The sequence below is a fragment of the Caldisericota bacterium genome (genome assembly GCA_034717215.1).
GTDB lineage: Bacteria > Caldisericota > Caldisericia > Caldisericales > Caldisericaceae > UBA646.
In genome coordinates this window covers 1-12,514 of sequence record JAYELD010000119.1, presented here as the reverse complement: position 1 = coordinate 12,514, position 12,514 = coordinate 1, and the positions used below count along the sequence as shown (strand labels likewise).

The following is a 12,514-nucleotide window of genomic DNA, read 5'->3' as shown; positions in this document are numbered from 1 at the left end:
TATCACATATAGTAACAATCTATGCTGATGTATCTTCATCCCTTACAACGATAGATCCCAACACAGCTATTGTTACATCAGATACTCCAGATGCACAGGTAGCGAACAACTCAGATACATGTACCAACTACTTGAACCTACCTTTTGCAACGATTACAAAGACTCCTAATACACAGGCAGGAACACTTGGGGCAAACATAAACTGGGTTATAGTAGTAGAAAATACAGGAAACATTAGTTTAACAAATCTTTATGTAATAGATACATTGCCTCCTAATTTTACTTTTGTGAATACATATGAGATAACATTCAGTGGTACTGGAAGTCGAACTTCTGTGGCTAATCCTTCTGCTGGTGCAAACGGGACCATTTCCTGGGGTGTCTGGATGCTTAATCCGGGAGATACTTTTACTATTAGATTTACTGCAAATATCTCATCGACGGCGTCTTATGGTACACATACAAACACTGCGTTTGTTAGTAGCAATGAATATATTTTACCGCCGGATAGCGCAGATGTTACTCTATCGCCTCCACCACCACCACCTCCACCACCACCACCTCCTCCACCACCGCCTCCTCCACCTCCACCACCTCCTCAACCGTTGCCAGAGGAAGAAGTCGTTATTTACCACCATAATTTCTTCTCTGGTTACCCTGACAAGACATTCAGGTCTGAAAATTATATTACGAGAGCCGAGGTTTCTTCTTCAGTTGCAAGAGCACTTGGCCTTAAATGGCAGGAGTACTTGTTTGATACATTTAGCTACTCATTCCCCGATGTTACCGACTCATTCTGGGGATTCGGGCATGTAGAGGCTTTATTTAAGGAAAAACTTATTATTGGTTATCCTGATGGTGCATTCGGACCTAATAGATCTATTACTAGAGCTGAAGCTGCACAAATATTCTTTAGACTTCTGAATCTTCAACCGAAATATTCGACTACTCCAACCTTTAGCGATATGGATAGTTCACACTGGGCATATGGTGCTGTTGAAGCCATAGCTGAAAGAGAAATAATTTTGGGCTATCCAGATGGCACATTTAAACCAGACAAGCCGATTACCAGGGCAGAGTTTGTAACAATTGCCTGTAAGACGCTTGGGAGAGGACCATTCGAAGACGGAATTATTGAAAATCCTTATCCTGATTTGAAATCAACCCATTGGGCATTCTCATTTATAATGGAAGCTTCGATACCGCATATTGTTCTTAATCCGTTAAGGCAGGATATCCTTATTGTGATACCAAGCAAAAAAATTCCGATTTACTCTGAATGGGCTGATTCAACAATTGAGGTTCCGGAGTTAGGAAGTATAATCATTGCGATTGTTCCAGTGGACGGGCTTACACCAGAGGGCAATGATCCACCTCCAAGAGAAGTTATTGTAAAAATAATAGTGAAGAGAGAAATGCCATAAACTGTGAATAGTAAAAGCTAATCAGAATATTTTCCGAAAGGGGGAGAAAAAACTTTTCTCCCCCTTCTTCTTTTTTTGATTAATATAAAGGTTGAGTAGCTAGCTAAAAAACTAATGTCGATTAAAAATAAAGAAATTTTTTTAAGAAAAAGCTAAAATTTATGCTTTTTTACTTGACAAGCGAAAAAAAACCGTTAAAATGAAATAACATTGAAAACTAAATAGTGTTAACGTACCAAGAAGCTTTGATCCTTTGTTCCCAATATGGGCGTCACGGGGCAAAGAGGAGCTAATGACGCAACCGGCTTGGTTTTTTTGTCTAAGGGGACTTAAGGCAAAAACCAGGTTATACGTGGTACCAAGAGGCGTTGAATCCTTGTTTAAATTTGGGCGCTAAAACAAGGACGAGCCAGTAGCGCAACCGGCTTGGTTTTTTATTTTGCCAGATCTCTCTCAAATGTAAAAGCTACTGCACGCCAGAATTTTTGGAGCCCAAATGGAGAGAGATGAAAAAAGTAGCCTGGTTATCGGGACAAAAAGCAGTAGTTAGCGGAATAATAATCATATTTGTTGTTATGATTACTCCGCTAAACCTATTTAGTGTGTTTTCAACTAATTATAAAAGTGAAACTCACTATATCTATATCGATGCCAATGAATCTGAAGGAATAATTGTTTCCAAACCAATAAAACTTGATGATAAGATTTTTGTTTCATTAAGAACTTACAATCGAAGCGATTCAGTAAATATTAATTTAAATAATCAAGCATTTGAAATAATATCTCAAAACACTTTGAATTTACCGGATATGGAAGCAGCCGATTATAAACCTCTGGATTTTGGTAGAGTTTATAAATACGAACTTCTTTCTTTAAAACCAGGGCAAAATGAAATATCGTTCTCATTGTTGAGAGAGAATGCAGCAACTTATGATAATTCAGAAATCAAAGTCATCATTCCCGTTGAAACTAGAAAATCTGTAATACAATTCGTTTCGGCTAAAGAGTTGGTTAAGAGGCCGCCCCGGGTTAGCGTTCTTAAACCAATTGTTATTCTTGTAGATTTCAGCGATACAGCTGCAAGTTATAGTGTTTCAACTCCTACTTTTTATCAAAATCTTCTCTTTGGTGAAGGGACTAAAAGCTTGTATGATTATTACTTGGAAAATTCTTTAGGCAAACTTGAAGTAAGAGGTACAGCTTATGCAAATTCCAGTTCAGATACTCAATGGTTTACAGCGCCAGAACCTTATTCATACTATGTAGGGTCATCCAATGGAATGGGGGCATACCCGCACAACACACAAAAATTGGTAGAGGATATTATTGACATAATTGATCCTGTTGTAGATTTCTCAGAGCACGATGGCGATGGCGACGGAGTTGTAGATGGGATTTTTATTATTTATGCTGGCAGACAGGCAAGTTCTAAATATCCAGATAAAATATACCCCCATATGTGGTCAATTGCAGCCGAGAAAAGAGACGGGAAAACAGTTTGTGATTATGACATACTCCCTGAGTATAGATATGAACCAGGGGATGCAACAATTGGGCCATTTTGTCATGAATTTGGACATATACTTGGTGCAATCGACCTTTATGATCTGGATGGATTATCTTATTTTAAATACGATGGAGAAAAATCCAACGGTCTTGGCAAATGGAGCATTATGGCAAATGGAGTATGGGGAGCGACAAAGCGGTCAGGCGATACTCCTTCACACTTTGATGCATGGCATAAGATAAAATTTGGATGGATTGAGCCGACTATCATTACCGGGGATTTAAAATCTATTCCTATCCCTGCTGTTGAGCTTGCGGAAGGCAAAATTTATAAATATATTTTGGAATCAAACCCGGACGAATACTTCCTTATAGAAAATAGGCAGCAAATAGGTTTTGATTCGAAGTTACCCGGGGCAGGAATTTTAATATATCATATTGATGAATCTGCAACTTCAAATAGTTATGCATGGTCCCCGTTTGATGAAACTCCAAATGAGGGGCATTACAAAGTTGCTTTAGTACAGGCAGACGGTTTATGGGATCTTGAACGGAAAAAGAACTACGGGGATGACGGGGATCCTTTCCCGGGTTCTACTGACAATAGAGTATTCTCTATGGATACCTTACCAAATAGTAACCTGTATGATGGCACGCCTACCTATCTAAAAATAAGCAACATTAGTGATTGCGATTCATATTTAACTATCACTGTTGATTTCTCTATACTCGGAGATTAATATATAACGCAGCATCGTCTTTAAACTTATAATCAGGCATTTCTCTATTTTCTTATCATTTATTCAAATCTGAATCTAACATTATTTTCTTAACCATTGGTTTTATCAGATGGTTGTGGAAAATCTGTTTTTAAATATAATCAAACCATGATGGTAAAAATATTATTTTTTGCAGAAGCAAAGAAGATTGTTGGAGAAGGTGAAATTGATTTAAGCTTTAACGGGAAAACCGTTCTGGATATTAAAAGAGACCTTTTGGAAAAATATCCTTCCCTTGAAACATCGTTTAACAGTGTTGTATTTGCTGTTAATGAAAAATATACAGCGGAAGATACTGTATTAAAAGACGGAGATGTATTGGCTGTAATACCACCTGTGGGAGGTGGGTAAATGATAAAAATACTGAAAGAAAAGATTGATATACTCCATTATATAGAGCTGTTGAAAAGAGTTAATGCAGGTGCTATTATTACTTTCTTGGGTGAGCCAAGGAAAAGCATCGAAGACGGAGATGTTATGTCGATAAATTATACTGCTTACGAAACAATGGCATTAAGTGAAATGAAAAAGATTGAACAAGAAGCACTGAATATTAGCGGCATAGAAGAAGTAATTATTATTCATAGGATAGGGGAGGTCCCACTACAAGAAATTTCTTTGTTTGTTGGCATTTCTTCTGCGCACAGAAAGGAAGGTTTTAAGGTATGCAGCATGGTTGTGGATAAGGTAAAGGAGAAAGTGCCAATCTGGAAGGAGATTAGATATGCGAGAAGTGGGGATAGTTAAGCACGTAAAAGGCAAATTTGCGGAGATAAGGGCGGCTGCAGGAGGTGAATGCATCGGTTGTGCGGGAGAAAAAAGCTGTGGCTCGTCTTCTCTATGGAAAAATAATAAAGATATAATTATTGTAAAAAACGATATTTATGCAAAGGAAGGAGACCTTGTCGCATTTGAACTAAGTGAATCAGATGTTCTTGCCGGAGCTTTTATTATATACATGATACCATTTTTGTTTTTTGCTGTTGGCGTTATTTTAGGCATTACTTTAGAAAAAGGTTTTGGTTTTAGACTTGGGAATCTGGAAAATGCATTGTCTGTTGCTACATCAGCCATATTCCTCTGGATAGGAATGCTTGTTGTAAGAAAGAAAGACAGGGAACAAAAAGGGCATTCTTACATAACAGAAATTCTCTTAAAAAAAGAAGATGCTTCGCACCCTAACAATTTGTGTTGATCAAACGTAGTTTATTATTATTTTATTTCTTGGGGATCTGTTACTAACGAGTGGTAATTTATATTCATTTCCTTTAGTTTTGATTGAACAAAAAGTGCTGCTTCTATACGCATTTTTTGAAGTTCACATCCTATTTTATAGGACTTTAATATGTCTCCATTTATATTGTAATTATTTGCAAGGCATCCGCCGGAACAGTAGAAACGTGCCCAGCAACGTGCACAATCTTTTTTGTTAAACAAGAAATTTGCATTTTTAAATTTTTCTTCAAGCGTTTTATTTGAAATTCCATTGTATATGTCTCCTAATTTCATTTCATTTATGCCGTCAAACTGGTGACAGGGGTATATGTTTCCATCTGGAGAAACGGCAAGGTATTCTATGCCTGCGCCGCATCCATGGATTCTCTTTTGTATACACGGGCCTGCTTCGAGGTCAATGTTAAAATGGAAGAAGTGCCATTCTTTTTCTTTCTGAGATTCTATGTATTTTTTAGAAAGTTTTTCGTATTCATTTTTTAAGCTGGGTAAATCTTTTTCTGTGAAGCCTATCTTTTTATCTTTTGTTATTACTGGCTCAAGCGAAATAAAATCAAACCCAAGGTTATGTAAATCCATTGCTGTTTTTGCAATGTGCGGTGTTTTTTGTGTGTATGTACCTCTTACATAATATCCTGATGAGATTTTCCTATGTTCTGTAACAATTTTTATTTTTGGGTAAATAAGGTCAAATGTGCCATTTCCATCTGGCAATATCCTGAATTTATCATTTGTTTCTTTTTGTCCGTCTAAACTTAACACTATGCTTATGTCGTTATCGTACAGAAATTTTTCTATCTCTTTTGTGATAAGGGAGCCATTTGTTGTGATTGTAAAACGCCATTTTTTATCCGGGTATGTTTTTTTGCGTACTGAACTGTTTTTCTAACAACGGCAAAAGCAAGCAGGGGTTCTCCTCCAAAGAAGTCTACCTCTAAATGCTGTCTTCCCTTCGAATGCTCATAGAGGAAGTCAATGGATTTTTTTGCAATATCCCAACTCATTAGAGCATTTTTATTGCCGTAGTTTCCTTGTTTTGCAAAGCAATATTTACAGGCAAAATTACATGCGTGAGCGATGTTCAGGCAGAGAGATTTGAGGGAAAGCTCAGATTTAAAGTATTCTGGCGAAGGCGAAAAGAGCAAATTTTCTTTTATGAGTTGCTCGATCTCTTTCCTTGTGTTTAAAGCTTCTTTTCCGTATTCTCTGAAAAGTATTTTTTCGGCTAAATCAAGTGATTGTTCTTTAATGAGCGTGTTGATGAATTTATATGATATTTCATCAAGCACAAATAACGAACCTGTATTTACATCAACCGCAAAACGTTCTTTGTTGAATGCAAAGGTGTGGACATTTTCTTTGCAAAAAGCATCATGCATTAAACTACCAGATCCATCTCTTTATTGGCTTTTTGATTTCACAAACTTGATTGCCTATTGTTACGCTTGTTTTGCATGCTGATTTGCAGGGTGTTTGGCACTCTCTGCAATCGTGTTTTTTATCAATATTCCAGAAAGGTTTTTTAATAACTGTTTTTATATGTTTCATTTGCTACCTCCATTTTGCTTATTATAATTCAAATTAGACATTCAGGCAAGTACCTTTGTAATGTTGACAAAATTCTATCTCAATGTAAAATTTAACAAAAGAAAGAAGGTGAAAATGTGGAAAGCAAAGATATAAGGGAGAATTTTCTTGTTTTTTTTGAAAATAAAAACCATTTGAGATTAAAAAGTGCATCGCTTATTCCTCGGGACCAAACGCTTTTGTTTACTTCAGCGGGGATGGTTCCCTTGAAAGCTTATTATCTTGGTGAGGAAAAACCGCCAAGCAAACGCATAACAACAGGGCAAAAATGCCTGAGAACAAATGACATAGATAATGTAGGGTACACAGCGCGACACCATACATTTTTTGAAATGCTTGGCAATTTCTCCATAGGTGATTATTTTAAAGAAGAAGCAATACCCTGGGCGTATCAATATGTGACAGAAGTGTTAAATTTACCGAAAGAGCGTTTATGGATTTCAGTATACAAGGATGATTTAGAGTCAAAGGAAATCTGGAAAAAAGTAGGTATTGCTCCTGAAAAGATTATTTTACTTGGCGAAGAAGATAATTTCTGGAAGATGGGTGCTGTCGGGCCCTGTGGGCCTTCCTCTGAAATTTATTTTGACAAGGGTATAAGAAAGCCAGGGGAAGAAAAGCAGTTTCCCGGAGATGACGGGGAGAGATTTTTAGAATTTTGGAATCTTGTTTTTACTCAGTTTGACAGGCAAGCTAACGGAGAGCTTAAACCATTGCCGAAACGAAATATTGATACCGGCTTGGGACTCGAGAGGATTACAAGTATTATAGAAGGAGTTGAAACAGATTTTGAAACAGATCTTTTTTTGCCCATCATTAAAAAAATTGAAGATATAAGTAGACAAAAGTATGGGATTGATGAAAAAAAGAATCATTCTTTCCGTGTCATAGCCGACCATATAAGAGCCATTTCTTTTCTTATTGCCGAGGGGCTGGTTCCTAGCAATGGAAAAAGAGGATATGTGCTGAGAAGGTTGATACGAAGAAGTGCACTTTTTGGAAGAGAATTAGATCTCGAGGAATCGTTTCTTCATCGTATTGTTCCTGTTGTTGTGAATTCTCTTAACACATTTTACCCGGAGCTGAGCGAAAATAAAGATAAGATAATTTCTAATGTAAAAAACGAAGAAGAGCGATTTAGCCGGACATTAAATGGAGGGTTTGAATATTTTAAAGACCAGTGTAAGAAGATAGATGCATCAGGTGGAAAAGAGTTTTCTGCAGATGCTGCATTTTATCTGTATGATACGCTTGGTTTTCCAATAGAACTTACTAAATTGTTGCTTGAAGAACATAATCTTAACTTTAATAATGAGAAATTTGATGAATATCTTGAAGAGCAAAGAGAAAGGGCGAGAAAAGCATTTAACGGAGGAAAGAGTTTTACGGAGAGAGTCAATCTTGTTAAGGTAAAAGAAGAGGTAGGTGCGACTAATTTTATTGGCTATGACGTTCTTTCGTCAAAAGTTAAAGCAAAGGGCATTTTAAAGAATGGGAATTTAGTTAATTCGGCATCAGAAGGGGAGGAAGTTTCTATTATACTTGATAAAACGCCTTTTTATGCTGAAAAGGGTGGGCAAGCAGGAGATAAAGGGATTATAAAAAATGAAAAGTTTACATTTGTAGTTGAAGATACTGAAACTCCAATTAGTGACTTAATAATACATACAGGTAAGATAAAGAGCGGATCCGTTAAAGTGGGAGATACAGCGGAAGCATCTGTCGATTCGGAGAGAAGACATGCAATTATGCGGGCACATACGTCTGTACATATATTACAGGGAGTACTGAGGAGTTTTTTTGGAGAAAATATTGGCCAGCAAGGTTCTGCTGTTTATCCTGATGAATTTCGTTTTGACTTTAATTTTACGGGCAAGATGGACGATGAAGTGTTTGGTAAAATTGAAAGAGAAATAAACGACATTATAATGAATGGGATTCCTGTTTGTGTTAAAGAAATGACACTTGATGAGGCAAATAAATCTGGTGCTCTTGCATTTTTTGGCGACAAGTATGGAGATACTGTAAGGGTTGTCGATATAACCAGTGTAAGCAAAGAATTTTGTGGAGGAACACACGTACCCGATACAGGCGATATTCACTGTGTAGTGCTTACATCTTTTAGGAGTGTTGCATCTGGCATAAAAAGAATAGAGGGGCTTTCAGGCAAAAAAGCTTACCAGGCGATATTGGAAAAAGGAAGAATCCTTAAAAAAGCAGCGAGAATTTTATCAGTGGACGAAAAATCCGTTCCAGATCGTATGGAAGAAATTTTTGCTGAAAATAAAGAACTGAAGCGTGAATTACACCAATTTAAATTAAAAGGCATTGAATCAGCATTGGACGATATCATTTTAATTACAGAAAAAGATGGTATTCCTTTTTACTTTAAGGAATTTCATTCGGTTTCATTTGTAGAATTGCGTAAAGCATTGGATATGGCAAGGAAAAAGTTGAAGAAAGGAGTCATGCTTTTTAGTTCTGTTGAATCTGATAAGGTTCTTCTGCTCATAGGGAAGTTGACGGATGAAAATGTTTCAAGCATTGAAATTTTTAATAAGATATCTCCGCTTCTAAATGGAAGAGGAGGAGGAAACGAACGTTTAGCACAGGGAAGTGGCACTACGCGGATAAACGTGAAAGATCTTAAAGAAAAATTATAAAGCAGGTGAATAAATGAAGGAAAAAGGAGTAATTGTTGCACTTGATGTTGGCATGGGAAGAGTTGGCGTGGCTGCAAGCGATTCTTTACATATAACCGCAAACCCTGTTACTTTGATCCAAAGAGACGGGAATGAATTTGAAGCAATAAAAAACCTGGTAAAATTTTATAGCGCAAAAACCGTTGTTATAGGTCTTCCTAAAACATTAAAAGGAGTTGTGGGCTCACAGGCAGAAAAAGTGCTTACATTTGTAAATATGTTAAAAGGATATTTAAACGGGGTAGAAATCATTCTTTGGGATGAGCGTTTTACCAGCGTTATAGCCCATAAAATGTTTAAGTCACTAGGAGTTAGATCCAAAAAAGAACGTGCAACAAAAGATGTTGCCGAAGCTTTGTTAATCCTTCAGAGTTATCTGAATTATGGAGGGAGGAAGAAAAAATTAGAAAATTCAGGCGAATAATTCTTCTCGTTATTTTTCTTCTTATTTTTTTGATCATCTTTATTGAAGTATATCCTGGATTAATTACGGGCAAGAGTGAAGGAGAGCTTGATATTTCAGAAAATGTTACAGCGAAAAATATAGGAACATTATTGAAGGAAAATAGTTTTATTCTTGATCCGATTGGTTTTTCTATTATCGTTAGGGTCAAAGGAGAAGAGAGAAATTTAAAAAGTGGACATTACTTTTTTACTGATATTCATAGCATTTTTGACATCATAGATATCCTTAAGCAAGGAGTATTGCCGGAAGATATAAAAGTAACCATTCCGGAAGGATTTACCGTAAGAGATATTACAGAAAGACTTTACGAAAACAATGTGATAGAGGACAAAGAGCTGTTTATCAAAGAGGCGGAGCAATATGAGGGATATCTTTTTCCTGATACATATTCATTCACAGAAAAAATGGCGAATAGAGATGTAATAAACAGGTTCGGGGAAAGATTTTTAGAGATTTTGCCAGCTGACATTAATGAAAAGGCAATGGGAAAAAATTTAACTTTAGAACAAGTTATTATCCTTGCTTCTATTGTTGAAAAAGAAGTGCGTCTTGACGAGGACAGGCCTCTTGCTGCAAGCGTGTTTTTAAATAGGATGCGCGTTGGGATGTCGCTCCAGGCAGATTCTACAATTGTTTATATATTGCCAGGCCATAAACAATGGCTTTCAGAAGAAGATTATGATATAGATTCTCCGTATAATACATATAAATATGCCGGACTTCCACCGAGGCCTATATGCAATCCGGGGATAAAGTCCATCATCGCTGTGCTTGATGCTCCTGATGCAAATTATTACTACTTTATTACAACGCCGGAAGGAAAAGCAATATTTGAACGAACTTTAGAAGAGCACAACAGAGATCTTTTAAAATATTATGGTGGATAATTGTGCACAGCATAAAAAATAACGAACAAATAAAGGGAAGAGAAGTTTTGAGAAAAATTCATATAGACAAACGGTATGTTTGGTTTGTCCAAGCGTTGCTTTCTGATACTGGACTTGTTGCGCTTTCTTTAGGAAATAATGAAGAGGTATCCATTTTTTATGACAAGAATGTAGAAAATGAAGTACTAAATTACCTTTGCGAAATTGAACAATTTTGTTGTTTTGAATTTGGTTAAAAAAAATTATAATAAAGATAAAGGGGAATGCATAATATGAGTGCACTTTTTGGGAAAAGGAATTACAAGGCAACCTTGCAAAAATTTATAGCGCAAGGGCATTTTGACGAAGCGCTTAAAGAAGTTGTGAAGGAAGGGGACAATTTTTATGATAAAAATGATCCTAAAAGTGCTCTGCAAGTGTATCTTGAACTTTTAAAAATCTGTGAAAATGTTAATGCGCTTCCTTCATTATTTTATGAAAAGGTCTATGATAAGATTATACCGCTCTTTTTTGAATTAGATGATACTAAAAATGGTATTCATTACACATTTCTTTTGGTAGACGAGAAGCTTAAACATAATGAAAAAGAAGCAGCTGTTGATCTTATATCTATTTTGCAGAGTAGATTTCCAGGAAAGATGGAAATTGCCTTAAAGGCTGTAGATGTGCATGTGGCTGTTGGACAGCTTGAAAATGCGTTTAGTATTGTAAACAAGTTCATTGAAACAAAAGGGGCTAAACCAGCACTAATTGAATTTGCCGGAGAATTGCTTTTTATTATGAAAAAATATGAAGATGCAGAAACTTATTTCAATGTACTCCTTAAATTGAACCCTGATAACGAAGTGGCATTGAAAAGACTTTCCGAGATACTTAAGCTTAAAGAAACTGAAGTAGTTTCTCCTGAAAAAGAAAAAAAGGTTGAGAGGAAATCCGTAAAGAAACCTGACGCTAAGACAGGTATTTCACCTGCGCAACCTCCAGTTGATACGTTTGGGGAGAAATCCCTTTTAACCTCTCTCGAAAAAGAGCCGAGATTTAAGAAAAAGGTAACTTCCGACGAGAAACAAAAGAAGATACCTACTGGAGAAGAGCTTTCTACCACGAAAATTCAAGTATCAGGTGTCGGAGCGACAGAACTTACTTTTATCAATGACCCGGGATATATAAAAGGGCTAGAATGTATGAACAGGGGAGATGAAGAAGAAGCAAAAAAATTGCTTACAAATGCGGCAGAAAGGTATACAAAGATAAATTTTATAGAGGCAGAGCATATCTATAATAAAGTTTTTCTTATAGATCCTGGTAATGTAGAAATAATTAAAAAACTTTCACATCTCAGTGAAGAAAACGGAAACAAAAAAGATGCAGTTTTTTATTTGAGAATTGCTTGCAAATATGCAAAAGGCGAGGAAAAATTTGATATTCTTTACAAAATAACGAATCTTCTTCCACAGGATAAAAATTTGAAAAAAGATTTTTATGGCATGCTTATTAATCTTGGCAAGAAAGAGGATGCTGTATCTATGTTTCTTAAAATTGTAGATACTGAGCCGAATGCAAGCACTCTTTCAGCACCGCTTTTTCCTTTGATTAAAGAAGATGTTGAATATTTAAGGACAGTGAGCAAATATCTTAGAAATAAAAGTCTTAGTGATAAGACAACATTTCAATATTTCTACACATTAGGTAAAATCTTGTGTAACACAAACGAAGAAACTGAAGGTATAAGATGGCTTATCTCTGCGCATAGAATTAACAAACTTTCTCTTGATGATTACTTAGAGCTAGCTAATTATATTGCTGACATTCCCAATGCTGTCGAAAAAAATATTGTTGCTAAAGCACTATATGGTTGTATTGACGACACAGTAGACCTTTCTAAGAAAGAGCAGATAATAGAGTTGTTGCTAAAATTAGATCCGTCTAA

Annotated in this window: 13 protein-coding genes and 2 riboswitches; of the genes, 10 read left to right on the top strand and 3 right to left on the bottom strand. The window is 36.2% G+C overall.

Features of this window, described 5'->3' with window-relative positions; genetic code table 11:
- The 5 genes from U9Q18_04725 to U9Q18_04705 all read left to right on the top strand — a co-directional run.
- Positions 1–1,424, top strand: a 1,424-nt coding sequence (locus U9Q18_04725; protein MEA3313661.1) for an S-layer homology domain-containing protein, incomplete at its 5' end; no start/stop codon positions are given.
- A 229-nt stretch (positions 1,425–1,653) separates the two neighbouring features.
- A riboswitch (cyclic di-GMP riboswitch) is annotated at positions 1,654–1,740 on the top strand.
- A 36-nt stretch (positions 1,741–1,776) separates the two neighbouring features.
- A riboswitch (cyclic di-GMP riboswitch) is annotated at positions 1,777–1,860 on the top strand.
- 70 nt (positions 1,861–1,930) lie between these two features.
- On the top strand, positions 1,931–3,670 hold the full coding sequence (locus U9Q18_04720; protein ID MEA3313660.1) for a M6 family metalloprotease domain-containing protein: 1,740 nt from the start codon (positions 1,931–1,933) through the stop codon (positions 3,668–3,670).
- A gap of 147 nt (positions 3,671–3,817) precedes the next feature.
- Complete coding sequence (locus tag U9Q18_04715) at positions 3,818–4,060, top strand: MoaD/ThiS family protein (protein ID MEA3313659.1); 243 nt, start codon at positions 3,818–3,820, stop codon at positions 4,058–4,060.
- Entirely contained in the window at positions 4,061–4,456 is a 396-nt protein-coding gene (locus U9Q18_04710; protein MEA3313658.1) for a molybdenum cofactor biosynthesis protein MoaE, read from the top strand.
- Complete coding sequence (locus U9Q18_04705; protein MEA3313657.1) at positions 4,434–4,904, top strand: SoxR reducing system RseC family protein; 471 nt, start codon at positions 4,434–4,436, stop codon at positions 4,902–4,904. The genes U9Q18_04710 and U9Q18_04705 overlap by 23 nt, the downstream gene beginning before the upstream one ends.
- Before the next feature lie 17 nt (positions 4,905–4,921).
- Here the strand turns inward: U9Q18_04705 and U9Q18_04700 are convergent, their stop codons facing one another.
- The 3 genes from U9Q18_04700 to scfA are packed head-to-tail and all read right to left on the bottom strand — an operon-like array spanning position 4,922 to position 6,490.
- A complete protein-coding gene (locus U9Q18_04700; GenBank protein ID MEA3313656.1) occupies positions 4,922–5,704 on the bottom strand; it encodes an SPASM domain-containing protein in 783 nt (260 codons plus the stop codon).
- 32 nt (positions 5,705–5,736) lie between these two features.
- Positions 5,737–6,321: a 4Fe-4S cluster-binding domain-containing protein gene (locus tag U9Q18_04695; protein ID MEA3313655.1), complete on the bottom strand. Its 585-nt coding sequence runs from the start codon at positions 6,319–6,321 to the stop codon at positions 5,737–5,739.
- Between the two features lie 4 nt (positions 6,322–6,325).
- Positions 6,326–6,490, bottom strand: coding sequence for a six-cysteine ranthipeptide SCIFF (gene scfA, locus U9Q18_04690; protein MEA3313654.1), 165 nt, complete (start codon positions 6,488–6,490; stop codon positions 6,326–6,328).
- A gap of 116 nt (positions 6,491–6,606) precedes the next feature.
- On the opposite strand from scfA, the gene alaS reads away from it, so the two are divergent.
- From alaS to U9Q18_04665, 5 genes are all read left to right on the top strand, one after another.
- The gene (gene alaS, locus U9Q18_04685; protein ID MEA3313653.1) at positions 6,607–9,192 is read left to right on the top strand and encodes an alanine--tRNA ligase; all 2,586 of its coding nucleotides are present in this window, start codon (positions 6,607–6,609) and stop codon (positions 9,190–9,192) included.
- A gap of 13 nt (positions 9,193–9,205) precedes the next feature.
- On the top strand, positions 9,206–9,655 hold the full coding sequence (gene ruvX / locus U9Q18_04680) for a Holliday junction resolvase RuvX (GenBank protein MEA3313652.1): 450 nt from the start codon (positions 9,206–9,208) through the stop codon (positions 9,653–9,655).
- A gap of 29 nt (positions 9,656–9,684) precedes the next feature.
- Positions 9,685–10,584 (top strand): endolytic transglycosylase MltG, encoded by a 900-nt coding sequence (gene mltG, locus U9Q18_04675; GenBank protein MEA3313651.1) that lies wholly within the window; start codon positions 9,685–9,687, stop codon positions 10,582–10,584.
- A gap of 2 nt (positions 10,585–10,586) precedes the next feature.
- Positions 10,587–10,820, top strand: coding sequence for a hypothetical protein (locus U9Q18_04670; protein MEA3313650.1), 234 nt, complete (start codon positions 10,587–10,589; stop codon positions 10,818–10,820).
- Between the two features lie 36 nt (positions 10,821–10,856).
- Positions 10,857–12,514, top strand: a 1,658-nt coding sequence (locus tag U9Q18_04665; protein ID MEA3313649.1) for a hypothetical protein, incomplete at its 3' end; no start/stop codon positions are given.